This window comes from Lyngbya sp. PCC 8106 (assembly GCF_000169095.1).
GTDB lineage: Bacteria > Cyanobacteriota > Cyanobacteriia > Cyanobacteriales > Microcoleaceae > Capilliphycus.
Genome location: NZ_AAVU01000010.1, coordinates 71173 through 96754, shown reverse-complemented (window position 1 = coordinate 96754; position 25582 = coordinate 71173). Strand labels below are relative to the sequence as shown.

22 protein-coding genes are annotated in these 25582 nt (G+C 41.6%); 11 read left to right on the top strand and 11 right to left on the bottom strand.

Translation table 11 applies throughout. The features are described 5' to 3' along the window. Positions 1-69 precede the first annotated feature (69 nt). On the top strand, positions 70-813 hold the full coding sequence (locus L8106_RS09075) for a Uma2 family endonuclease (protein WP_009783964.1): 744 nt from the start codon (positions 70-72) through the stop codon (positions 811-813). A gap of 33 nt (positions 814-846) precedes the next feature. Here L8106_RS09075 and L8106_RS09070 read toward each other — a convergent pair whose 3' ends face one another. After that, positions 847-4050: a CHAT domain-containing protein gene (locus tag L8106_RS09070; RefSeq protein WP_039895857.1), complete on the bottom strand. Its 3204-nt coding sequence runs from the start codon at positions 4048-4050 to the stop codon at positions 847-849. 265 nt (positions 4051-4315) lie between these two features. Here L8106_RS09070 and L8106_RS09065 point away from each other — a divergent pair, with 265 nt between their 5' ends. The 4 genes from L8106_RS09065 (at position 4316) to argF (ending at position 7463) form a co-directional block, all read left to right on the top strand. Beyond that, positions 4316-4528, top strand: coding sequence for a type II toxin-antitoxin system HicB family antitoxin (locus L8106_RS09065; protein WP_009783962.1), 213 nt, complete (start codon positions 4316-4318; stop codon positions 4526-4528). Next, positions 4525-4749 (top strand): type II toxin-antitoxin system HicA family toxin, encoded by a 225-nt coding sequence (locus tag L8106_RS09060; protein ID WP_009783961.1) that lies wholly within the window; start codon positions 4525-4527, stop codon positions 4747-4749. The genes L8106_RS09065 and L8106_RS09060 overlap by 4 nt, the downstream gene beginning before the upstream one ends. Before the next feature lie 297 nt (positions 4750-5046). Next, complete coding sequence (gene dusB / locus L8106_RS09055; protein ID WP_009783960.1) at positions 5047-6081, top strand: tRNA dihydrouridine synthase DusB; 1035 nt, start codon at positions 5047-5049, stop codon at positions 6079-6081. A gap of 464 nt (positions 6082-6545) precedes the next feature. Next, positions 6546-7463, top strand: a complete 918-nt coding sequence (gene argF, locus L8106_RS09050) for an ornithine carbamoyltransferase (protein ID WP_009783959.1) — start codon at positions 6546-6548, stop codon at positions 7461-7463. 42 nt (positions 7464-7505) lie between these two features. Here argF and L8106_RS32055 read toward each other — a convergent pair whose 3' ends face one another. After that, on the bottom strand, positions 7506-9437 hold the full coding sequence (locus tag L8106_RS32055; protein ID WP_009783958.1) for a peptidoglycan DD-metalloendopeptidase family protein: 1932 nt from the start codon (positions 9435-9437) through the stop codon (positions 7506-7508). Positions 9438-9464: 27 nt separating this feature from the next. Continuing rightward, complete coding sequence (locus L8106_RS09040; protein ID WP_009783957.1) at positions 9465-10316, bottom strand: biotin--[acetyl-CoA-carboxylase] ligase; 852 nt, start codon at positions 10314-10316, stop codon at positions 9465-9467. A 110-nt stretch (positions 10317-10426) separates the two neighbouring features. On the opposite strand from L8106_RS09040, the gene pgeF reads away from it, so the two are divergent. The 3 genes from pgeF to L8106_RS09025 all read left to right on the top strand — a co-directional run bounded on the left by pgeF (position 10427) and on the right by L8106_RS09025 (position 14179). Continuing rightward, positions 10427-11221: a peptidoglycan editing factor PgeF gene (pgeF, locus tag L8106_RS09035; RefSeq protein ID WP_009783956.1), complete on the top strand. Its 795-nt coding sequence runs from the start codon at positions 10427-10429 to the stop codon at positions 11219-11221. 145 nt (positions 11222-11366) lie between these two features. Continuing rightward, positions 11367-11984, top strand: a complete 618-nt coding sequence (locus tag L8106_RS09030) for a CPP1-like family protein (protein ID WP_009783955.1) — start codon at positions 11367-11369, stop codon at positions 11982-11984. Between the two features lie 275 nt (positions 11985-12259). Continuing rightward, positions 12260-14179, top strand: a complete 1920-nt coding sequence (locus L8106_RS09025; RefSeq protein ID WP_050779094.1) for a M48 family metalloprotease — start codon at positions 12260-12262, stop codon at positions 14177-14179. Positions 14180-14316: 137 nt separating this feature from the next. Here the strand turns inward: L8106_RS09025 and L8106_RS09020 are convergent, their stop codons facing one another. From L8106_RS09020 to L8106_RS08990, 7 genes are all read right to left on the bottom strand, one after another. After that, entirely contained in the window at positions 14317-15150 is an 834-nt protein-coding gene (locus L8106_RS09020; RefSeq protein ID WP_009783953.1) for an Rpn family recombination-promoting nuclease/putative transposase, read from the bottom strand. A 38-nt stretch (positions 15151-15188) separates the two neighbouring features. Next, positions 15189-16568 (bottom strand): cytochrome P450, encoded by a 1380-nt coding sequence (locus L8106_RS09015; RefSeq protein ID WP_009783952.1) that lies wholly within the window; start codon positions 16566-16568, stop codon positions 15189-15191. Positions 16569-16859: 291 nt separating this feature from the next. Then, a complete protein-coding gene (locus tag L8106_RS09010) occupies positions 16860-18068 on the bottom strand; it encodes a 4-hydroxy-3-methylbut-2-enyl diphosphate reductase (protein ID WP_009783951.1) in 1209 nt (402 codons plus the stop codon). An 80-nt stretch (positions 18069-18148) separates the two neighbouring features. Beyond that, positions 18149-19435 (bottom strand): NYN domain-containing protein, encoded by a 1287-nt coding sequence (locus tag L8106_RS09005; RefSeq protein ID WP_009783950.1) that lies wholly within the window; start codon positions 19433-19435, stop codon positions 18149-18151. A 27-nt stretch (positions 19436-19462) separates the two neighbouring features. Further along, a complete protein-coding gene (locus tag L8106_RS09000) occupies positions 19463-20176 on the bottom strand; it encodes an SDR family NAD(P)-dependent oxidoreductase (protein WP_009783949.1) in 714 nt (237 codons plus the stop codon). A 29-nt stretch (positions 20177-20205) separates the two neighbouring features. Continuing rightward, positions 20206-21546, bottom strand: coding sequence for a cytochrome P450 (locus L8106_RS08995; RefSeq protein WP_009783948.1), 1341 nt, complete (start codon positions 21544-21546; stop codon positions 20206-20208). Between the two features lie 59 nt (positions 21547-21605). Continuing rightward, a complete protein-coding gene (locus L8106_RS08990; protein ID WP_009783947.1) occupies positions 21606-22271 on the bottom strand; it encodes an SOS response-associated peptidase in 666 nt (221 codons plus the stop codon). 192 nt (positions 22272-22463) lie between these two features. On the opposite strand from L8106_RS08990, the gene L8106_RS08985 reads away from it, so the two are divergent. The 3 genes from L8106_RS08985 to L8106_RS08975 all read left to right on the top strand — a co-directional run bounded on the left by L8106_RS08985 (position 22464) and on the right by L8106_RS08975 (position 24370). Further along, a complete protein-coding gene (locus tag L8106_RS08985; RefSeq protein WP_009783946.1) occupies positions 22464-22691 on the top strand; it encodes a type II toxin-antitoxin system HicA family toxin in 228 nt (75 codons plus the stop codon). After that, a complete protein-coding gene (locus L8106_RS08980; protein ID WP_009783945.1) occupies positions 22688-22915 on the top strand; it encodes a type II toxin-antitoxin system HicB family antitoxin in 228 nt (75 codons plus the stop codon). The genes L8106_RS08985 and L8106_RS08980 overlap by 4 nt, the downstream gene beginning before the upstream one ends. A gap of 117 nt (positions 22916-23032) precedes the next feature. Beyond that, a complete protein-coding gene (locus tag L8106_RS08975) occupies positions 23033-24370 on the top strand; it encodes a ribulose bisphosphate carboxylase small subunit (protein WP_009783944.1) in 1338 nt (445 codons plus the stop codon). Positions 24371-24526: 156 nt separating this feature from the next. Here L8106_RS08975 and L8106_RS08970 read toward each other — a convergent pair whose 3' ends face one another. Next, the gene (locus L8106_RS08970) at positions 24527-25159 is read right to left on the bottom strand and encodes a TMEM165/GDT1 family protein (RefSeq protein ID WP_009783943.1); all 633 of its coding nucleotides are present in this window, start codon (positions 25157-25159) and stop codon (positions 24527-24529) included. Positions 25160-25582 lie beyond the last annotated feature (423 nt).

The following is a 25582-nucleotide window of genomic DNA, read 5'->3' as shown; positions in this document are numbered from 1 at the left end:
TGATATTTCATCCATAAGCTATGATAAAAACTAGATTAATAAACTTCAGAGATACAACGGGAGAACACCATGACCATAGCTCAATACTTGGAAAATTCCCAACAAGAATGGGTAGAAATAGAATATCCCCCGAGTGACTTAGAAAGTCAGGAGTTACCTTTGGAAAGTTATTTACATCTACAACAATTATTGTTACTGCTAAAATGTTTAGACTGGCTATGGAAAGACAAAGAAGATTATTTTGCAGCGGGAAATCTAACTATTTATTATAGTCCGAATCAAAACAAATCAGAATACTTTCGCGGGCCTGATTTTTTTGTTGTATTAAACACCGAACGTAAACCCCGAAAAAGTTGGGTAGTTTGGGAAGAAGACGGCAAATATCCTCACGTTATTATCGAACTATTATCCAATTCAACCGCAAAAGTAGATCGGAATGAGAAAAAACAAATCTATCAAGAAATCTTCCGAACACCCGACTATTTTTGGTTTTCTCCAGACACTCTAGAATTTCAGGGATTTCACTTAGTTGATGGCAAATATCAAGACATTCACCCCAACGAACAGGGATGGCTTTGGAGTCAACAGCTACAACTTTTTATCGGAATTTATGAACATAAATTGAGATTTTTTACGCCAGAATGGGTATTAGTTCCCACACCCGAAGAAGCAGCCCAAACTGCTGAACAAAGGGCAATTACAGCCGAAGAAACAGCCCAAACCACACAACAACAACTCGAACTTGAACGACAACAAACAGAAAAACTAGCCGCTAAACTCCGAGAGTTAAATATTGATCCTGATAGCTTATAATCTGAAAACATAAAATACAAATTAAATAATATTTCAATTTTCCATCGGTGTCCAATCTCCTACCGGAACAAACGCCGCCCAAAAATAGGGATGTTGATAATCTTGAGAATTTAACATCTCTAACTGAGTTTGACGCCAAGCCTCTGAACGCCCTTGATTTTGCAGTAACCGTTGATAATATTTAATCATTAATTCCTTCGTTCCTTCATCGCTAACCGTCCACAAACTCATTAATAAACTTTCCGCCCCCGCCAACGTAAACGCACGACGTAAACCATAAACCCCTTCTCCGTTTTCAATCTCTCCTAACCCCGTTTCACAAGCCGATAATACGACTAACTTTGTACCGCGTAGCTTTAAATTTGCCACTTCCAACGCTGTTAATACCCCATCTTCTGAACCACTATCACGAGGATTAAACCCGGCGAATGCTAACCCTGAACGCACTAAAGGATTTTCTTGAATTGGGGTATTTTGTTGAGTGTTTTCTGAGATTAAACCAAAAGTATTATCCGGTTCAACTCTCGGGAGATTTTTTAAGAAAAAGCCGTGAGTCGCAATATGTAAAATATTCGGTGCTTGCAACTGTTTAACGACATTTTCTGTGGCTTGAGATTGGGTAAATAACGTCACATCAGACAATAACGGTGCAATTACCCTTGCTTCTTCAGCCGTTCCCGGTAACGCCCCAAAACTCATCTCAACCCCTCTAGAAAGTTGATTCATTCCGCGAGTTTGGGATAGCCCCCCTCTGTCCCCCCAAGTTTGAGGGGAAATTTCAGAGTTTTTTGAAACAGCAACGGTTGTCGGTTCTCCGGGTTTATCATAATCTGGGTTAGCAACAATAACGGGCGGTTGTTTGTGAGAATATTCGAGTTGGAAACGAATTAAATCTCGTCCCGTTGTGAGATAAGTAATTTTATAAGTTTCCAGTAAATATTGATTATTCTCATCAACCAACGCCGCAAACGGAATCAAATTTAACTGGGCATCCGGTGAGATGATAATATGATTAACATTCCCCAACTTTTCTCGAATGGGTTGCATGAGAAGTTCATCAAGTTTTCGTCCGGTTTGTTTAACTTGATTGGAATTTCCCATGAAAGCATCTTTTTTGTCTTTTAGGGCTAAATTGAAACGAAAGAAAGCCGCTTTGTGAATGGGTTCGGCTTCTCCCAAATCAACCCATTGCGGTTCACCGGAAGACTTGAGTATATAAGCCGCATAGTGAAAGTTATCAGCTTTCCCATCAAAAGGATCATACAACACAAATTCAACTAACGCCGCATCTTCGGGAATCAACTGTTGTACCGCTTCCACGGTAACGGGTTCTGAAAGGGTTCTAAATTCGGCGCTGCGGCGAGAAAGTTCGGCTTCGAGTTGCTCCGATTTTTGTCTTAAATTGGCAACTTGTTGACGGTATTGTTCTTCGGGGATATTTTCAGGCTGGTTGTAAATCAGAGTCGCCAATTCAGTTCTAACTGCGGCTAATTCATCGAGAAATTGTTGATTTTCAGGCGTGATATTTTCTCTTAACAGTTGTAAGTTATCAGTCATTACATCCAAAATCCGACCTTTGCGACGGAGAATAGTTGTGAGGGCTAAACGTGCCGCTTCTGAGTTCTTCTGTGCATCTTTAATATGCAGAGAAACAGTAGCATAAGTCGTCCCTAAAACTGTTTTCATCGAGTCTTGTTTCTGACGTTCCGAACCTGTTGCTAAAAGAACATTCAGGTTTTGTTCTTGAACTTCTAGTCCCCGACTCAGAAAATTCATCGCTTGAGTTGTGTCTCCTTGAGATAGATAAAATGATGCTAAGTTATTGAGGCTGGCGGCGACCGAAGGATGGTTTTCTCCCAAGGCTTTCTCCCAGATAGCTAAAGAACGTTGGATTAGGGGTTCGGCTTTGTCGTAGCGTCCTTGGAAATGGTAGAGTATTGCTAAGTTATTGAGGCTGGTGGCGACTGAGGGATGATTTTCTCCCAAGGCTTTCTCGCGAATCGCTAAGGAACGTTGGATTAGGGGTTCGGCTTTGTCGTAGCGTCCTTGGGAGTTGTAAAGTGATGCCAAGTTGTTGAGGCTTTGTGCGACAGAGGGATGATTTTCTCCTAAAGTTTTTTCCCAAATCGCTAAAGAACGTTGATAGAGGGGTTCGGCTTCATCGTAGCGTCCTTGGGAGTCGTAAAGTGATGCTAAGTTGTTGAGGCTGAGTGCAACATCGGGATGATTTTCGCCCAAGGCTTTCTCCCAAATCGCTAAGGAACGTTCGTAAAGGGGTTCGGCTTCATCGTAGCGTCCTTGGGAGTCGTAAAGTGATGCCAAGTTGTTGAGGCTGGTGGCAACATCGGGATGTTCAGTTCCGAGGGCTTTCTCGTAGATGGCTAAGGAACGTTGGTAGAGGGGTTCGGCTTCATCGTAGCGTCCTTGGGAGTCGTAAAGTAATGCCAAGTTGTTGAGGCTGAGTGCGACAAGGGAATGGTCTTTTCCCAAAGCTTTCTCATAAATATCGAAGGAACGTCGGTAGAGGGGTTCGGCTTTGTCGTAGCGTCCTTGGGAAACATAGAGTGTTGCCAAGTTGTTGAGGCTGGTAGCAACATCGGGATGGTTTTCTCCTAAAGCTTTCTCAAGAATCGCTAAGGAACGTCGGTAGAGGGGTTCGGCTTCACTGTAGCGTCCTTGGGAGTCGTAGAGTTGTGCTAAGTTGTTGAGGCTGGTAGCAACATCGGGATGATTTTCTCCCAAAGCTTTCTCGCGAATCGCTAAAGAACGTTGATGGAGGGGTTCGGCTTCACTGTAGCGTCCTTGGGAGTAGTAGAGTTGTGCTAAGTTGTTGAGGCTTTGTGCAACATCGGGATGATTTTCTCCCAAGGCTTTCTCATAGATAGTTAAGGAACGTTGGAAGAGGGGTTCAGCTTCACTGTAGCGTCCTTGGTCACGGTAGAGTATTGCTAAGTTGTTGAGGCTTTGGGCAACATCGGGATGGTTTTCTCCTAAAAGTCTTTCTATAATTTCTAGAACCCGTTTGAGTATGGGTATGGCTTCGTTATATTTTCCTTGTTGATAGAGTTGAACAGCCTGTTGTTCGAGTCGGTTGGCTTCTTCGAGTTCATCGGACTGTTGAACTAATAATACAGCAGAATTTGTCTGTCCGATAACAGGAGGTATTGCCGTTAATAGTCCAGAACATCCAACAAAAACCGTTAGCCAGAGGAAGGGGTTGAGAGAAGTTCGCTTCATGGGGTAGAGAGTCACGCCAAGTTCATTATCACTTATGTCTGAGGGGTGTTGAGTTATGCAGTTTTGACCCCCCTCAGTCCCCCCTGAAAGGAGGGAAGAAAATTGAACTCCCCTCGCCTCGTAGGAGAGGGGTTGGGGGAGAGGTTTTTCTAAGTTTTGACCCCCCTCGCCATTTATCAACAGTCCCAGGTTCAGCCGAGACTAATTATAATTGCAGTTAGCACGGCTTTGGCTTTAAATAAATATCTAAATTGACGTTAACCCAATGAAAACATTTACAGCAATTGTAGAAAAAGACCCTGACACCCAACTTTATGTCGGTTATGTTCCCGGTTTTCCGGGCGCCCATTCTCAAGGAAAAACCCTTGATGAACTTCAAGATAATTTAACAGAAGTTATAAAAATGCTACTCGAAGAAGATGTTACCTTTGAGACTCAGTTTGTCGGCACACAACAAATTATCATTCATTCAGCATGAGCAATATTCCAATTCTAAAACCTCAAGAAGTTGTTCGCATATTGGAAAATTTGGGATTTGTTGAAGTTCGCCAGAAAGGTTCACATAAGCAATTCCGCCATGAGGATGGTCGAGGAACAACCGTACCTTTTCACAAAGGACAAGATATTTCACCAACCTTGCTGAAAAAAATTGCCAGCGATATTAAGATGACTGTTGAGGAGATGCTCGAAAATCGCTAATCAAATGCTAACAGAAACTATTTCTTTAGATGAAGTCAAGCGTCGGCTTGGTATTTCCTAACGTTAGATTTGGGGGATGTTTAGTTATGCCAAGTTCATTATCTCTTATGTCTGAGGGGTGTTGAGTGATGCAGTTTTGGGTTTGACCTTTCTCCCTAAGCCTCTGTTAAAAATTACCGAAGTTGATGGGGAGAGGACTTGTTTGAGATGAAAAATAGCTTTAAAAATATTAAAATGACTTCATAGGCAAGAACATTAGTTTCTACTTAAAATTCTTTTTCTCCTAACACTCAAACTATGTCTGTTCTCTCCCCGCAACTTCAACAATTTTTATCCACTCCCCTCAAAATTGGTTCGGTTGAGGTGAATAGTCGAGTGCTTCAGTCCCCGTTATCGGGTGTCACAGACTTGGTATTTCGGCGCTTAGTGCGGCGATATGCCCCAGAGTCGATGATGTATACTGAGATGGTTCATGCTTCCCAAGTTCGTCATCTCGAAGAACTTCCGCAAATGATGGAAGTTGACCCCAACGAGCGCCCTATTAGTATACAACTGTTTGACTGTCGGCCTGATTTTCTCGCCGAAGCTGCCCAACGTGCGGTTACTGAAGGCGCCAATACCGTTGATATTAACATGGGATGTCCGGTGAATAAAATCACCAAAAAAGGCGGGGGTTCGTCGTTGTTGCGACAGCCAAAAGTTGCTGAAGCCATTGTACAGTCGGTTGTCGAGGCGGTTAACGTTCCGGTGACGGTAAAAACTCGCATTGGTTGGGATGACAACGAAATTAATATTCTCGACTTCGCTAAACGTATGGAAGACTCGGGCGCTGCGATGATCACAATTCACGCTCGAACTCGCGCTGCCGGGTATAATGGTAAGGCAAACTGGGAATGGATTGCTAAAGTTAAGCAAATTCTTTCTATTCCCGTGATTGCCAATGGTGATATTATTTCCGTCGAAAGTGCTATCGATTGTTTGCAGTTAACGGGCGCTGATGGGGTGATGTGTTCGCGGGGAACGTTGGGATATCCGTTTTTAGTCGGTGAAATTGATGCGTTTTTGAAGACGGGAGAAGTGAAACCAGGCGCCAATATTATGGAACGTCTGCTATGCGCCAAAGAACATCTCAAGGCTTTAGGTGAATATAAAGGAGAACGGGGAATTTATCAATCTCGCAAACACATGACTTGGTATGCGAAAGGGTTTGCAGGGGCGAATGAACTCCGTAACCAATTGGCGAAAATTGAGTCTGTAGAACAGGGTTGTGATTTAATTGATAGAGCGATCGCTATTTTAGAACCAACAGGGGACAGGGAACAGGGGACATAGGGAAGACAATTATTCATTATTCATTGCCTTCTCTTGCAAAGTTGCTCCTTGATGGAAACCACCAAGACCGCACTTTGCGCTCAAACTCGTTTTTCCCGGAAATTTCGCGATTTTTTTCGGCAGACTCTCTTGACTTTTTCGGGTTGCTTAGGGTACTATCATACAATGGGATGGTTGTGATAAAAATATTTTGTTCAACACTCGATTATAAAAAATACTATTCATAATTTATCAGAATGAGCCGCCAGGCGTCAACCCCTACACACCTCCGAATCTGAGATCATTTATAGAATGGGGAAAAGGGTCGAGTAAATAGGCTTTCCCCAAATACCCCTATTCCCTGAGAAATTCCGAGTTTTGTATAAAGTTCACGATCGCGATCAACTTTAATCTATTAAAATGACACGAGAATGAGTGAGCGAATACCAACGTTTCACTGAACACGGAAAATTGACAGGGCGACTATGGAATCACTGAAAGGACGAGATTTCCTCAGTTTGGCTGATGTGAGTGTCGATGAGTTGTACTCGCTGCTGGAGTTGGCATCGCAACTCAAATCAGGAATGGTAAAAGTTCAACGCAATAAGGTGTTGGGCTTGATGTTTTCTAAAGCTTCGACTCGAACAAGGGTTAGTTTTACCGTAGCCATGTATCAGTTGGGCGGACAAGTCATTGATCTCAACCCCAGTGTTACTCAAGTTAGTCGTGGTGAACCTTTAGTAGACACAGCCCGAGTGTTGGATCGATATCTTGATATTATCGCGATTCGTACCTTTGAACAAAAAGATATTGAAACCTTCGCCGACTATGCTCAAATTCCGGTTATTAATGCTCTAACAGACCGTGAACATCCCTGTCAAGTTCTCGCAGATTTAATGACCGTTCAGGAATGTTTTGGAAAGCTTTCGGGTTTAACCTTAACCTATTTTGGCGATGGTGCAAATAATATGGCACATTCGTTGCTGTTAGGGTGTGCAATGGTGGGAATGAATGTGAGAATTGCTGCTCCTGCTGATCATCAACCCAATCGTGATATTGTTGATCAAGCGACTGAAATTGCCCATAGCAAAACCGAAGTGACCGTTACAGATAACCCCCTAGAAGCGGCAAAAGATGCCCACGTTATCTATACTGATGTTTGGGCGAGTATGGGTCAAGAAGAAGAAGCCCGCACCCGCATTCCTCAGTTTCAACCCTATCAAGTTAATGAACAATTAATGGCAAAAGCGGCTAATAATGCTATTGTTTTGCATTGTTTACCCGCCCACCGAGAAGAAGAAATTACCGACGCTGTGATCGAAGGAAAACAATCAAAAGTTTGGGATCAAGCTGAAAATCGAATGCACGCCCAAAAAGCTTTACTTGCCGTTTTATTAGGATAAATCATTAGAGACGCTCCCATCAATTGAACGTCTCTACAAACTCTACTGTTCCTGTTGTGATTTGACATTCTCTGTAAACCCAAAACTCAAAGTCGGGGGTTCGAGGTTAGGAACAATAATATCCATTCCTGGCGGTAATGGCGGTAATTTAGGCGTTCCGGTACTTGCATCAAAGGTTTCTTGGGGTAAAGCCGCAATAAAGGTTTCTGGCGGCACCTCTGCGGTTCGCATCGTATTAAAGAGTTGGGCGAGGGCAAATTCAAGATCCGTTTGCACATCCACCGCTACCCAACCTTGATCGGTCAATTTCCGCAACTCAAAGTGAAGGTGTGGCCCGGTAGACATTCCCGTACTTCCCACTCGTCCGATCACTTCTCCTTGTTTGACCCAATCTCCCGGTTGCACAAACAGTTCTGATAAGTGAGCATAAAGGGTTTCGTTGGATTTTGCTTGGTGATCAACAATCACCGCCAGTCCATAACCCCCCAACCAGTCAGCAATTGTAACTTGACCCGAATAAGAAGCCACCACAGGCGTTCCGGTATCCGCCCCAATATCAATTCCCGTGTGGAAACGACCATAACCCAATACAGGATGAGTTCGCCAACCAAACAAAGACGTAATCGGCGCTGGAATACTCAGGGGAAACAATAAATTTGTGTCGCCATTTCCAGAAACCGCCGGGGGGCGCATGGTACGGTTATAGTAACTCATCCCAGAATTACTCATCGCACTCACACTCACCGGCCCAACTTGAACGGGACTCAAACCCGAGACAGAGACCTGACTGGGTGACTCTCCGTACCATTGCTGGGGTGCGGGTTGCCAAGTATTGTTACTACTGTAATAGGAATTGGAATTCCCGGCGTAGGTGTTGTCATTGCCGAGATAAACGTTATTGCTATTAACTGAATTACTATTTCTAACCAGAGGATTGCCACTCCCGCCAACACCTCCGCCCACTAAACTCGGAGGATAAACAGGATTACCATCTGCGGTGTAAGCCGGACTTTGGACAGGTAAACAAGCCCCAGTGGGTACACCCCCGCCCACGCCGACGGCAAACTCACATCCGGTTGAACGTTCCGAGAAAATCACCGTATTGGGGGATTCATAACCACCTGTCGCCCCAATATTGTATTCTGTCGGATCAATATAGTTATTGCCTGCCGGATCAAGATTTGAGTTTTCGGCTTGGGGTGAAATCACGGGCGGTGCCGCAATAGGTTGTTTACCCGGAAGAATGAGAGTATCTTCCCCAGATGGAATGGTTGCTTCTTTACTGGGTAACTCTATCGGTTCTGAAGGAGGAGGAATAATCGTCGGAATTTCGAGTTGAGGCGGTTCTGCGTAATAACTCTCGACGGGTGGAGGATCAGATGCCGCAGGTTCTTGATAATAGGGTTCAGGGGTAGAATAGCCATAGCCGCCTGTAGGGGCTTGATAATCCGGGGCGGGTGCGGGTTGGGAATAGTAGCCCGGTTGAGAGTCGTAACCCCCAGAGGAATAGCCATAACTGCCACTGGGTGCGCTATAAGATTCCGGTGCGCTATAACTGGGTGCGCTATAACTGGGTGCGCTATAACTGGGTGCGCTATAACTGGGTGCGCTATAACTAGGTGCGCTATAACTGGGTGCAGAATAAGATTCTGGTGCCGAATAGGATTCTGGTGCGCTATAACTGGGTGCAGAATAGGATTCTGGTGCCGAATAGGAAGCCCCCGAATCGTAGGGTTGGGAGTCTATTGGAATGGAAAATTGTTGCGTGGCGATCGCACTACCGCCTAGTATCCCTAAACTGGTCGCACAGCCTAACCCTAAAATGGCTGAACTTCCTGCGATCAGACGAGAACGAATTTTACCGATATCCGCCCGGGTAGATGATTGCTTTGGCTCGTTACGGGATTGCCCACGCTCCACGAACTGACAATCTGGAGATTGGAGCTGTTGCTTAGAGTACCGAGATTCCGTCATTTTCCTCACACAACCGATGTGAATAGGTCAAGATTTGATATTAAATGATTCATCTGAACCATAGCCAAGACTTATTTTACCTGGCTCAATGTAAATTTCTTGGGCTTTATTAGCCTGATCAGGTTCTAGCATAACCCGGAGTTCGCCTGCTGCATTGACTCCAATGATGACACCCGATTGCTCTGCTACTCTAACTCGATGCCCGATACAGGTCAAAAGCTGCGAGTAGGACTTTAAGACAGGTTCTATTCCGACTGTTAATAACTGCCGCAGACCCATTCTTAATCCTTGTACAACCAGTGCGGCTAACATTTCTAATGAAAATACCCTGACTGGAGGATTTTGAGCAAAGTAAGTTTGCAGATTAATTCCCGTTTCTGGGATGGAGTTTGCCCAATTTATGCCGACCCCGATGACCGCTCGAATAATTTGCCCATTGCTTACTTTTGTTTCTGTCAGAATACCACCTAACTTACGTTCTGTCAGAATTAAATCATTCGGCCATTTTAAACGAATGGGAATGTGATAATCTTGCAGAATTGTGGCAATTCCCCAGGCACTACAAAGCGTCAGTTGGGCTTGGTGACTGGCTAGAATTTGCGGTTCTACAGCCATCGACAAGTATAACCCACCTTGGCTCGATTGCCACTGTCGTCCCCACTGTCCCCGTCCGGCGGTTTGTTGGCTGGCGATCACGACTGTTCCGGCTTTTGCTCCAGAATCTATCAATTCCCACAAGATTTGATTGGTTGAAGGGATACACTCAAATAAATGCAGTTTGAAATCAGGTTCGGGATCGCGATTGTGAGTATTATCGGGTTCAGCGAACTCCTGTAAGGTTTCTATTGCAGCTTCTAAACGTTGGGAATTGAGAGTCACAGTCAAATTACGATAATATAGCAGGCAATAAGCAATCTTGCTATAGGCAACAGGCAATAGGTCAAACTGGTCACTGTAAACTGTAAAAACTGGTCACTGTAAACTGTAAAATGTACACCTGGCACTGGCATCAATGGCAAGAATTACCCTATCTCAAATGCAGTCTACTCGATGCTTGGCCTCATGGCTTTTTCAGTCGCCATTTTAGTCCTCGAACTCCCGCTGAGTTGGTCGAGGTTTTAGAACCTAACGCTGCGGCTTACCGCGTTAAACAGGTGCATGGCAATTTGGTTTTAAACACAGCCCAGGTTCAGCCTTTACTTTCTACTGACTCGGCGGACTCGGCTGAACTTTTAGACGCAGATGCTTTACTGACTCAACATCCCCAACAAGCGGTTTGGGTAGCAAGCGCTGACTGTGTACCTGTTTTGATTGCCGATACACAAACTGGAAATGTGGCGGCTATTCATGCGGGTTGGCGAGGAACCGCGAGTAAAATTTTACCCCAAGCGATCGCTGAGTTTCAAGCTCAAGGCAGTCAATTGATCAATTTGCGGATTGCCATGGGGCCAGCTATTTCTGGGGAAGTCTATCAAGTCTCCTCTGAGGTAGCATTACAGTTGGGGATAACGATTCTCCCCCAAGCTACAACTTCTGTTGAAGATGTCTTAGCCGCATTATTTGATTTGGCACCCTCTCCGATTTTACCGGACTCTGAACCGGATAAAGTACGGGTTGATGTCCGTCGTGTGAATGCTTTACAGTTAGAACAGTTGGGGATTAGCCCTGAACAGGTGGCGATTTCGCCAGATTGCACCTACAAGCAACCGCAGTCTTTTTTCTCCTATCGCCGAGACCATCTCAAAAAAGTTCAGTGGTCTGGAATTGTCAGTGTTCCGTCTTAAGTCGTTCCACCTAGAGCGGTGTCTTGTATACTGGTCAGTATGGACTGTCTATGTCTATTTTTTAAGGTAAACAACCTTAACCTGATCCCCTAGATTTAGGGTGATCGCGTTAAGCTTAATCTAGAGAAAAAGTTTAAAAACTGCGATGAGTGAGCAAAGTCCCTACGAACAGCTTGGGGTCACTGTCGATGCCTCCTTTGATGAAATTCAGGATGCACGCAATCGCCTGAGAGAGCAATATACTGGTGAGCGTCAGCTCATTGAGTCCATCGAAGCGGCCTACGATGCCATTTTGATGGATAGACTAAAATTGCGCCAGGAAGGGAAAATTAAGGTTCCCGAACGCATTCGATTTGCTGAAGAACGGAGGCTACAAAAACAAAAAGCCTCGACTAATGAGGTACAACAGTCTAATTCCTCTAAGCCTGCATGGTTGCAACGAATGATTGACACTCCCACTCGTTCTGATGTCTTATGGACTTCGGCAATGTACGGGGGATTAAGTCTTTTGAGTATTTATCCGGGAATGAATATTCAGTTGTTGCAGCTTCCTCTGGCGCTCGGTGTCGGTGCAGGTTTGTATTTTCTCAATCGTAAAGAAAATCAATTTGGTCGAGCTGTATTATTGACGGTTTTTGGTCTGATTCTCGGCTTGATTTTAGGTAGTTTACTCAGTCCTCTGGCGGGTTTATTAGAGCCTGAACGATTTATTACATTGGTAACTTTAATCGTCTTATGGTTGGTCTGTTGTTTTTTACGGTAGTCCATTGATGCTTCAGTTAAACTTGAAAGTTTGAGGCTCTTAGTTTCCTTGACTAAAGGCTTCAGGCTTTCTCGTTTGTTCTGCTTTCGCTCTTGCTTGTGATGTCGGTGGGGTGAAGTTACAAAACCCAACAAAAATTAGATAAAATCCCTGGAGATTGGCGAGCAATGAGGGGATAAATTGTGCTGCATTGAACTCCTCAAACCTGAAACACTTTTAGGGGAGAAGTCTTCTATATTTCTATAATAGGTATACTTAGAGACTTCCTTGGTGTGATGAAATCAATCAATCGTTTTAGATGGGTAGCTTTAGGAGCGGCTCTGTTTCTTAGCCTTCACTTGGGGTTAACCACCCTGGGATTCGGTTGGCTCGCTGGGGGTAAAGCGTTTGCAACTTCTGCCGTAACTCCCATGACTTCTATCGTTATTTTAGCAGAAGATGGAGTTCTCAGGGCGGATGTCAGACAACAGTTTAATCAAACATCCTTCAATGCTCATCATTTTACCGCCAGAGCAGGTCAATCTGTAACAATTACCGCAGAAAGTTCCGATTTTGTTCCGACTCTAATTTTACTCAATCCTCAAGGTGAAAACATTGGCGAAAGTCGTCAAGTTAGCCGCAATTTATTGAAGTCAGAACTGCAAATTACCCTTTCAGAAACGGGTACTTATTCGCTACAAGTTAGCGGTGTTAATTCAACAGAACAGTCGGGTAAATATTCTCTAAAAATTGCCAATTTAGAACCCCTATCGGTTTCAACATCAGATAAAAAGCCCACCCCTAAAGTTGAGCTAGAAAACAAACTCCAAAATCTCGAAGAAGAATTTCAACGCTCAGAACGTTTTACCCTCTTAGCCCAAGCTGACGAGTTTTATCGCAATGGAAATAAAACCAAAGCTGAACTGATTTATCGACAAGTTAAAGAACCTTTTAAAGCTGAACAAAGACCTCAAATTATACGACAAATTACCAATCCTAAACAGTTGATTCCTGAAGCACAACCGCTGTGGATTGAAGCACAAGCTGTTTGGCAAGAAACCGCTGATTTGAGTCCGTTACAAAAATTTGTTCAACAATATCCTGCATTTATTCCCGGTCATTTACTCCTGTCTCAAGCGTATCAAAAACAAGAAAAACTTCAACACGCTCTCAAGGTTTTAGAACAAGCAACCAGTTTATTTCCTGATAATTATGAACTTATTGTTGCTCAAGTAAAAGCCTTAGAAGCAGATAAAAAATACTTAGAAGCTTCCATTGCAGCGCGTCAATTTACTCTCATTCAACCCGAACATCCTCAAACTTCAGCCTTAACAGAAAGTGCAGATAAAAACCTCAAAAAATTTCAAGGAAGACTGGAAGGACAAATGGTGAGACGGGGAATTGTAGGAACAGCAGTGAGAGTGGGAGGATGTCTTCTTATTGGTGCCTGTAACCCGGTGGGGGCGATTGTGGGAGAAGGGATAAAAATGGGAACGCTTTTGGTTCAAGGAGAGTCTGGAATTGGAAATCAAATTGCGGGAATGTATAAGCGAGAGTTACCCATTGTTCAAGAAGGAGAAGTCGTTGACTATGTGAATGAGTTGGGAAATAAAATCGTTCAATATATGGGAAGAAATGACTTTGATTATGAATTTTATGTCGTTGCAGATGAGGCGTTGAATGCTTTTGCTTTACCGGGAGGGAAAGTTTTTGTCAATACTGGCGCAGTTCTCAAAACAAATTCGGAAGCCGAACTTGCAGGTTTATTAGCCCATGAAGTCAGTCATGCGGTGCTTTCTCATGGGTTTAAACAAGTGATTACCAATAATGTTTATAATAATCTGGGAGAGATTGTTAATGCAGCGTTGAATAATACCGTTCCCCTCGGAAATATTATTGCCAATTTGATTAATTTAGACTACAATCGTGATCAAGAACGACAAGCTGATTTAGTGGGAACTCGGGTATTAGCAACCTCTGGATATGCGGCAGATGGTTTACATAATTTGATGATTACATTAGCAGAAGAAAAGGGTTCTAAAGGCGGTTCCTCTTTCTTCTCGACTCATCCAGCCACAACTGAACGGGTAGCTTATATCGAGGAATTAATTCAACGCAATGGTTACAATCGTTATGCGTTTGAAGGGGTAGAAAAACACGCCCAAGTTCAAAAAGGAATTGCCAAACCAGACATCCAAATTGGAGAGAAGACTTAACTCGATATTGTGACGGGGGCGGGTTCCATCTAGATTTATGTTTATCATAATTAACCTCAATCAACCAGCCCCCTCTTTTACTTCTACTCCTGTTCCCTATTCCCTTGTGTCGCATTATTTTTTCAATTTTGTATTAACTAATTATCGTCAGAAACGGGAGGTTCAGCTTGAGTAGAAATAAGCTGTAATTGTGTAACTTGTTCAAGGGATAAACCTGTGAAATTCGCCACTTGTTCGAGACTCATTCCACTCCTCAGTAAATTGAGAGCGACTTCCTGAAGTCCTTGTTGAAGTCCTTGTTGAAGTCCTTCTACTCTACCTTCCTGAAGTCCTTGCTCGCGCGCTTCTCTTCTTAGTTCTTGATAAGTCACAGACTCCTCCATAATATCCCTCCTAAGAATAGTCCCAATAATCTCCTTCTCTAATACTAACCCAGCGAGAATAAAAGCAGATGCACCGACATTAGACTGAACTCGTCTATCAGAAATCGCCTCCACTCGACGCGCGACTTCCCGCAACACTTCCACTTTTTCATCGGTTCGACTCAATACCGCAAAAGGTAATAATCCCGGTGTATCAAGAAATTGTTCGGTTGGCTGTTCCCACAAGCGAATTACCTCAAATTCATGGCGAGTTCGAGTCAAAGTAAATGTATTTTGATAAACTAACTCGGAAGCCGTTTGTTTGAGATAAATAACGACTTGGTGCATTTCTTTATCAGGATAGCGCCGATGTACTCGCAGGCGATAATCTGTCATCCGAAAGGGAATTGTGGCTTCCGTTTTAGTCTGAAATTCAACATGAAGAACTAAATTATTAGACTGTTTTAAGATTAACGCATCGGTGCGAATGGGTTCAATAGAAAGTTCTTTGGGGCTGAGTTGCGTCAGTTGAATGGGTTCACCTAGTAACCAACTGGCTAAGTCGGTGGAAAATTCTTCAGCAATGAATTTACAAATATTGTCGTACATGAGGTTAAACTCGCCCCTAAAACTTTAGATGAGTCTTTCTAAACTGTTGCGGGAATGGCGACAGATTTTGAGGGAGTGCGTTTTCCATTCATCATCATTTTAATTCCCCCAACAGGCGATAATGTTACCCCTCGACGTGCAGCTTTAACCGGACGTTTTTCAAGTAAAGTTAGGTCATAATCAAGTAAAATTTGAGCCAGTGCTAACTTCATTTCAAACTGCGCTAACGCCATCCCAATACATTGACGCGCACCTGAACCAAAGGGTAAAAATTCATAGGGAGAAAACTTCCGTTCTAAAAATCGTTCGGGTTTAAATTGTTTGGGTTCGGGATATAAATCTTCTCGATGATGAAGTAAATAAATACAACCCGCTAAACCTATATTTGCTTCTAATTCATATCCTAGAAGTTGTGTTGGTTCTTTTGTGACTCGGGGAAAAGTTAACATCGCAACGGGATAAATTCGCAGGGCTTCATTACAAACGGCTGTTAAATAAGGAAGCCGGAAAATTGTCATCGGGTCAGCATTTTCGGGTAAACTTTCTAACTCTTGAATCAACTTTTGATAAACTTCTGGTTGTCGATGTATCCAATACAACGCCCAAGCCATTGCAGTTGCAGTTGTTTCGTGACCTGCAACCAATAAAGTGAGTAATTCATCTCGTAATTCTTCATCGGCCATCGGTTGTCCGTCTTCGTCTCGCGCCGCCATCATTAAATTTAGAATATCGGTGCGATTTTCATCCCAATTTTGGCGACGTTCTTCGATTTCTGCAAACAATAATTGGTCAACTTTTTGGCGCATTCGTAAAAATCTTCCCCAAGGACTCCAAGCACCCCAGTCTTTTTGTAGGGATGTGAAAAATAATAAACTCGAACTTACGGGAGAGTCTGTGACTGCGAGTAATGAAGTAATTAATTGTTTTAATTTGTCATAACGCGACCCTTCGTAAATCCCAAAAACCGCCTGTAAAATAACTGCTAACGTAATTTCTTGCATGGCATTTCGGGCGATAAACGGTTGACCGGGTTTCAATTTTGCGGTGGCTTGCTGTGTAATATTAAGGATTAGTTCGCCATAAGTTCGCATTCTTTCCCCATGAAAAGGAGGCATTAAGAGTTTACGTTGTCGTTTATGACGATCACCATCTAATAGCATAACAGATTGTTCACCGAGTAGAGGTTTCAAAATTTCATTAATTGAACCTGGGGCGTAAAATTCTTTGGTATCCCGAGTCAGTAATTCTTGCATTCCTTCAGGACTATTGACAAATATTAGCCCGACACCACCTGTAACCTGGGTGTTGAAAATATCCCGATTAATTTTGACATTCGTTTCCATATATTCGAGAGGATTAAATACCCATTGCAGGCGTTGAATTAAGGGGGAAGTTTTAGGGCTGTTTAATGTTTTCATGGTTGTTTGGATGATGTGTATTGAATAAGTGGTGATAGTGGAAAATGTTAAAGGTTTGATTATTTCTGTTTTAACGAATTATGACAATTATTGAGATTGCACAAGTCAAAATTATTGAAAGTACAGACTCAACTCCAGCTTCACTTCTATTAATGGTGTCACTAGGCTAACTGTCACAGTAATGAGTTCAATCTGTGATTCTAAGTGTAACGAAGCCTCTCAGAAATAATTTTCTATTCTTCGCTACACTCAGTTTCAACAAAATCCTACTACTAGAAACCTTAAAAGTTTCTACACTGCAACAGCACTACCTTTCAACTCAAAAATCTTATCAATCACGTCTTCAACCGCTTTATCGGGAGTTGAAGCCCCAGAAGTAATACCGACAACAATTTTTCCCTCGGGTAGCCAATTTTCTGCGATTTCGATATCTTTTTCTAAGGGTTTATGTTCAATACAATCGCCGGAAATAATCCGTTCTGGGCTATCAATATGATAGGAAGAAATTCCTCGTTCTATTGACATTTCTTGTAAATGAGTGGTGTTGGAAGAATTAAAACCGCCAATCACAATCATTAAATCAAGCTTTTCTTCGACTAAACCCAACATGGCATCTTGACGCTCTTGTGTGGCATCGCAAATTGTGTTAAAACTTTGGAAATGTTCGGTTAATTGATCTGGGCCGTATTTTTGCATAACGGTACGTTCAAACAGCTTTCCAATTTGTTCTGTTTCGCTTTTGAGCATCGTCGTTTGGTTGGCAATTCCCACACATTCCAAATCTTTATCCGGGTCAAACCCTTCAGAATGAGCGTGTTTAAATTTAGCGAAAAATTCCTGACGATTTCCACCGTTGAGAATATAGTTGCAAACATATTCAGCTTGCGCGAGGTTTAACACGACTAAATATTTGTCAGCAAAAGAACTGGTAGCGACGGTTTCTTCGTGTTTGTATTTGCCGTGAATAATAGATGTGTAGCTTTTTTTCTTGTGCTTTTCAACCGTATTCCAAACCTTAGAAACCCAAGGACAAGTTGTATCGACAATTTTGCAGCCTTTGTCGTTGAGAATTTGCATTTCTTGGACACTCGCCCCAAAAGCAGGTAAAATTACAACATCACCGATACCAATTCCCGAAAAATCCTTTTCTCCGTCGATAACGGGAATAAATTCAACCTTCATATCCAACAAATGTTGATTAACTGAAGGATTATGAATAATTTCGTTAGTAATCCAGATCCGTTCTGTGGGAAAATGTTGACGAGTTTCATAGGCCATTGCTACCGCCCGTTCGACACCCCAACAGAAGCCAAACGCCTCCGCGAGTCGAATTGTGACATTTCCTCGTTCGAGAGTGTAGTTGTTCTCCCGAATTTGTTGAATTAAACTGCTTTGATAAGCCGACTGCATCACCCCAGCGACTTCTTCTTCATGTCCGAAGCCTTTCCGGTGATAGGATTCTGATTTTTGCAGTGTTCTTCTAAACGCTTTTGTATCCATACAACCTATAATCACAATTTCTCTTTTCTGACATTGTAAAACTTTATCTGAAAAATCTCTACATTTTGAGGATTTTTGTTCTATAAATCTGATAAGAGTGTATTTAGGGTATCAGAGTTTAAATGTTCTCCCCAAAAACTGGATAATTTTGAGGAGATTGCTTCTTTGACTTTATTGAGCGTTAATTCCGGATCTAAATAATCAGATTTTAACCTGAAAGTTTGTTCAGATAAAGGTTTATCCAGAGGTTGTCTTTCAAAGAGATCAATATTTATTAATGTAATCAATGAGGAGTTAATGATTTCGCTTTCTAAATCAGGATATAAATGATTAATATAATCAAGTAATATGTCGAGACTGGCTTCGGGGTTATTTTGTTGAGATAATGCCATCAGTATTTGCTTTAGATATTGAGAACTTGTCATTTTTAGACAAGGAGTACCATGGGCTAATATTGATTGGTAATTTTCTATAGAATGCAAATAATCTGACTCAATATCTGGTAAAGCTTCAAAACTTTTGATCTGAGCATTTCGTAACGCAATGATTGTCTCATTTCGGTCAGATCTTAAAACATTAATCTGTGTTGATGAACAAATAAATTGGAGAAAATTAACAAATTTAGGTAAACCGATCAAAGAAGAATTTAAATTTTCGACTCCATACTTGAATGCTTCTTTAACAACAGATAAATGAATTCCGGTTGTTTCTAATTCTCTGTGACTTTCACTATCTTTTGTAAACCAGTTAATGATCAGTTTTGACTGGTTGATAATTTGTTGTTTATCTTTTGTGGTGAGTCGAGGAATTTGTTCTGATAATCGGATAACTTTAGGATTGGTGATTTTTAAGACCTTTTCTAAATCTCCTCGTTCTCTTTCATGTTCTTCGGGTTCTTCTATCCCAATAAAAACATCACAGACGGATTCAAAAATTTTATTTGTGGCATTAAAATAAGCACAACCAATCACATATTTTCCATATTCATGCAGTTTTTTGGCTAAAGCAGAAAATCCCCCATCACCGGAGACAATCACAAAAATTTCAATATAATTTCTGAGATAAGCCAAATCAATAGCATCTACTGCTAACTGAATATCGGCGGCGTTTTTATGGGTATTTCTAGAAAAGCCAAAAATTTGTATGGGATCAATTCCCAGTTCATTAATTTCTCCTTTCATCACAGATAATCGCGGATCACTCCAATTTGCATAGGCTCTTTGCACCGCAATAAATTCGACTCTTTCAATGCTTTTAATTTTATTAAATACATATTTTAGGGAAATACTATTAATATAGTTTTGAGAAGACCCATATCCTTTTAAAAGATTTTCGATGTCGTAAAAAATTGCCACAGTTCCAGTCATAATTAACCTGAATTAATAAAACTTGAATTAAAACTTTTCTACCGAGGGACGGATATCCATTTCTAACGTCCAACCTGTTGCCGATTGTTGATGTAATTGCCAATAGGTTTTAGCGATCGCATCGGGTAAAATCAAGGTATCTGGTTCACGTTGGGGAAACATTTCTCGTACCCTCGGCGTATCAATTAACCCATCAATCATCACATGAGCAACATGAACCCCCTGAGTCCCAAATTCTCGCGCTAGAGACTGCGCCAACGCCCGTAAACCAAATTTCCCCACCGCCAAAGCAGAAAACCTCGCAGAACCTCGTATAGCCGCAGTTGCACCTGTAAAAATAATCGTTCCTTTGGCTTGTTCAACCATTGCGGGTAACACCTGTTGGGCGGCTAAAAATGCACCAAAACAATTCACTTTCCAGCTTTGTTCAAACTGTTCGGGAGTTAGTTCTAATATTCCCCCAATTTGTAACATTCCGGCATTATAAATCAGCACTTCTGGGGTTCCTAATTCGGCTTGAACTTCTGCAAATGCTTCTGCAACTTGGATGATGTCTGTCGCATCTACTGTTACTGATATTGCTGTTTCTCCAAACTGTTTAATTTCTTGTTCAACCGGAGTTAAATGGTCTAAATTTCTCGCCATCAACGCCACCGCATACCCCTGACGTGCAAATTGATAAGCAACAGCAGCACCCAGTCCTGAACCTACTCCTAATACAACTGCAACGGGAACAACCATAACACCCTTTTTTGTATTTTAACTCTTTATTAGTTTAAACGATTTACAGCAACTAAACTCAACTGAGCGGGAGGAGATAAAGTTAAGCCTCGACGAACAGGTTTATAGGCTTTATGATGGGGAAGTTTGAGTTGCCAATCTGATAAAATTGTTGCTAGAGCGATTTTCATTTCTAAAGTTGCCATTGCACTGCCAATACAGCGACGATGCCCCCCACCAAAAGGAAAAAATTCGTAGGGTGAAAATTGCCGTTGTAAAAATCGTTCGGGTTTGAATTTTTTAGGTTCGGGATAAATATCTTCTCGTTGATGAACGAGATAGGTACAGGGAAATAATACCGTTCCCGGTTCAAAGGAATAACCACCCAATTCTAAGGGCTTTTTCAACACCCGTACACCCGATGTTAATGTAACGGGATAAATTCGCAATGTTTCATTACAAACGGCGGTTAAATAGGGGAGTCTGGCTATCTCGCTCAGGTGAGGATTTTCGCCCAAATTCGCTAATTCAAAGCATAATTTATCCTTGACTTCTGGTAGATAATGTGTCCAATATAACGCCCAAGTTAAAGAGGAAGCAGTGGTTTCATGCCCGGCAATTAATAAGGTCACTAATTCATCTCTAAGTTCAGTTTCGTTCATCGGTTTACCTGTTTCATCTCGCGCCGACATTAACAGAGTTAAAATATCATCGCCGTCAAAGTCTCTCTGTTGTTTTCGTTCACGAATTTCGGCATAAATCATCTCATCGGCTTGTTGTTTATAGCGTAAAAAACGCCCCCAAGGACTCCACTCGCCCCAGTCTTGACGCAAGCTTGGGAAGAACATTAAACTCGCGGCTAAAGGTGAACCAATAGACTCCATCATTGCACTTAAAAGATGTCGTAATTGTTCATAACGTTCGCCTTCTGTGAGTCCAAAAACGGCTTTTAAAATCACTCGCAAAGTAATATCCTGCATTAAAGTCCGAACTCGAAAGGGTTGACCAATTTTGACTTGTGACATCACTTCTTTGGTAATCTCACAAATAAGCTGATTGTAAGTTTTTAAGCGTTCACCATGAAAGGGAGGCATTAACAGTTTGCGTTGACGTTCGTGGCGTTCTCCATCCACCATCAAAACTGAATTATCTCCGAGTAAAAACAGTAAAACTCCTCCGGCATTTCCCGTTCTAAATTGTTCAGAACCTGCGGTAAAAATCTTTTCAATTGCTGCGGGATGATTGACATAAACAAGGGGAGTTGCTGACTTACCGATGCGGATAAAGTCACCGTAACGCCGATAATAATCTTCTAAATAATCTAAGGGACGAGCAACGAATTTCATCATTCTGAGAACCCGGGGCGTTTGGGGGCCGTTTGGTAAGGTCATAAATGTTTTCCTTCTTGTGATTTTTCTCTTTATTTATTATGACAAATTCTTGAAATTTTTCATCCCTTTTCTTGAATACAGTCGGCTTTTTCGTGGCGGGGGTTGTTGACAACAGGGTTAACGGGATAATAGTTCAAACGGGGTTGAGCGGTTAATAAGGGTAAAATTTCCTGGGGTTTGGTTAGATGGGGGTTAAGCCACTGAGAATAATTATTTTCAGAAAGAATAATCGGTTGTCGGTGGTGAATGGAACGAACTTGGTTATCGGCTTCTGTGGTTAAAATTGTACAGGAAATAATCTCTTGATTTTCCGGTGATTTCCACCGTTGCCAAAGTCCGGCAAACCCAAACGGTTGATGATTTTCAAGATGTAAATAATAGGGCTGTTTGTCATCTTTTTGTTTTTGCCATTCATAAAACCCGTCCGCGATAATTAAACAGCGATGTTGGCGAATAGCTTGGCGAAATGAGGGTTTTTCGGTAACGGTTTCGACTCTAGCGTTGATCAATTTTGCACCCATTTTTTGATCTTTCGCCCAACTGGGAATTAACCCCCAACGCATCCAGTTAAATTGTCGTTTTTCCGATTTTGAATTCATGCTAACTGTTGCAACCAACTGGGTGGGAGCGATATTATAACGAGGTGTGATTTCGGGAATTTCCGATAACTGAAATTGCTCGGGAATTTGTTCGCCGTTATCGGTTAAAGTAAATCGTCCGCACATCAGCTAAAAATCAATAATTTTAACAAATTTACTCTATTTATTATGACAGATTTTTTCTAAATTGAGGTTGTGCAAACCGCAGTCTATAAAAAATAAAATCCCAGATTTTGTTATACCAGAGTTTTTTTGTTCCGCATCTGCATTGAAAAAATTAATTAATGTATGCTAAAATTTATATCAAAATACTTGGTTATGCCTAAAAAGATTCGAGAACTAAAAAGCCTCTTACAAAAAGCTGGATTTATTCATCGATCTGCAAAGGGTAGTCACACCAGATGGATTCATCCTCTACTTCCCGATCAACCTATTACTATTTCAGGAAAAGATGGAGATGATGCAAAACCTTATATCGAAAAAGAAGTCAATCGTCAACTAGAGATATTGAAAAAAGTTCAAGAACAGCAAGGAGGAGAACAATGAAACTTCATTATACAATTGTGATGCAGTGGTCAAACGAAGATCGGTGTTACTTAGTGCATTTACCTGATTTTCCAACCCAACAATTCCACACTCACGGTGACACCTATGAAGAAGCATTAAATAATGCTCAAGAGGTGTTAGAATTGCTGCTTCAAGAATATCAAGAGGAGGGTAAACCTTTACCTCAACCCAAACCCTTAGAACATCCTCTGAAATTGGCTTGAGGAAAAGGTAAACATTTGAATAACTGAAGGGTCAATCTGTAACAATTTAATCAAATGCAATTCAAAAGGTCTGTTTTATCTTAAAATAAGACTGTCAAATCAGATCTTACTTTTCCAATGTCTTATTATATCTCTCCCCGGTTTCTTGACAAATTAGCCGTTCATATCACCAAAAATTTCTTAAAGATCTCTAACCTGCGAGTTCCCCTAATTTTAGGAATTCATGGACGCAAGGGAGAAGGAAAAACCTTTCAATGTGAACTGGTGTTTGAGAAAATGGGATTTGAACCTGTAACAATTTCTGGCGGTGAATTAGAGAGTCCAGATGCTGGAGATCCTTCACGGTTAATTCGACTGCGGTATCGTGAAGCCTCAGAACAAACAAAAGTCAGAGGTCAAATGTGTGCATTATTTATTAATGATATTGATGCGGGGGCTGGACGTTTTGACTCGGGAACTCAATACACGGTTAATACTCAGTTAGTCAACGCGACTTTAATGAATATTGCGGATAATCCGACGAATGTTCAGTTACCCGGAAGTTACGATGAAACCCCTTTACAACGGATTCCAATTATTGTCACCGGAAATGATTTTTCCACGCTTTATGCACCGCTTATTCGAGACGGACGAATGGAAAAGTTCTATTGGGAACCCAACTCAAAAGAACGGGTTGAAATTGTTGAGGGGATTTTTCAACAAGAACTTTTAAAACAAGATATTATTAAGTTAGTTGACGAGTTTCCAGAACAGTCAGTAGATTTCTTTAGTGCATTGCGATCGCGAATTTATGATGAACAAATTCAAAGCTTTATTCATCAAATGGGAATCGAAAAAATTTCTAAGCGAATTGTCAATAGTACGGAAAAGCCACCAGAATTTAACAAACCTAATTTTAAATTCTCTCACTTGCTAGAAATGGGTCATCAGATGGTGGCAGAACAACGACGCATCCAAGAGTTAAGATTAGTAGAGGAATATAACCAAAACCGCATTTTTCATCCCAATACAATCCCACCTCAACGACCCTTAAATCCTGTTGAACAAAAAGAAAATTATACTCAAAAAACTCATCTTCCTTATAACCCCGTTATGCCCCCTCATCGCTTTGATAGCAAAGTAACAGGGGTAATGCAAGGGGATAGCAAAGGATCAACTTTTATTAGTGAAGGTCAGGCGGTGACAACGAATCTGAGTTTAGATGTTCTCGAACAAATTGAACAGATTATAGAAGCAGGATATCGAGTTGGTTTGGAATATGCTGATTCTCGTCGTTTTAAAACAGGGTCTTGGAAAACCTGTTCAATAGTTGATAGCACTCATCAATCGGAAATTATGGCAGAAATTGAGGCTTGTTTATCTGAACATCCTAATGATTATGTGCGTTTAATTGGGATTGATACTAAAGCTAAACGGCGGATTATTGAGACAATTATTCAACGACCCAACGGTTAAAATGTAGGGGTCAGGTGTCAGGTTTCCGGTGACTGAAAGGGGGCCAATTTATAAAGGTTGTTTCTGGGTAAGATAGATTTACGCATCAAGCCGCCCCTAGAAAACTTTTGCCTTTTGCCTTCTTTCTGTTCCCTGTTCCCTGTTCCCTGTTCCCTGCTAAATTGTTTGTGTTCCTACCCGTTTCCAAATCGCAACTAAACCAAACAGAATAAACAAACACCCCCCGATGGCAGTAATCATCCGTTCAGAAATTTTTCCAGCAATTAATCGTCCGCCAACAACCGCAATAGCTGCACAAATCGCATGACCTAAAGTGGCACCCAAAACCACTCCCAAGGGTTGATAAGTTGCCGCTAACGCAATGGTTGCAATTTGAGTGCGATCGCCCCATTCAGCCGTAAAAGTCAAGAGAAAAGCTTCTAAGATAATTCCCAATGAACTTTTGCGTTTTGGAAATTTTGACTCGCTTTTTTCAACAGCTTCTGCGGCTTCTTGTTCTTCTTCTTTATTTGATGTAGCGGACATTTTGCTGGCATCGTATAAGAGTTTAATTCCAAAGGCACAAAAGAGGATAATTTCCGCATAATGGATATAAACTTCGGGAAGAAAAGAGACAATTTTTCCAACAAAAACGGATAAAATTGTCATTAAGGCTAAAGCCAGAGTAACGCCGATGAAAACCAGTTTTCGAGAATAGCGCATGGAGAGAATTACCGCAATAAAGAAGGTTTTGTCTCCAAGTTCAGAGAGAGTAATCAGTAATAGTCCGGCGGTGAATGCAGTCAACATAATCGTGTTTTAAATCTTTAGTCGTTACTTGAGATTTGAGGTTGCAGATTTTAGGATAATAGCTTGTAAGCGGGTCTTTTGAATCCTTAACCTAACTTATCTACTCTATCTAAAACTTCCGCAAAAATCAAACAATTAGCCTATTTTCCGAGAATTTTCATGGATGAATCATCTTTAATTCATAGTTGATTCATATTCAGGATTTTAGTATTGATGTAAAAAATGTTTTGAAATTTATTATTAAAAATAAAATCATCTGATTAATAATTTTTTGGCAGTCAAAAACTCAAGACTTGAGGAGATTTAATCAAAACTCAAAATCAAGACACTAACATTAGAGAGAAGGGGTTGACCAACGATAACGAATAGGATCTTGTCTTTTTTGATTAACGACTGTCTCCAACAGGAGTAAGATGAATAAAG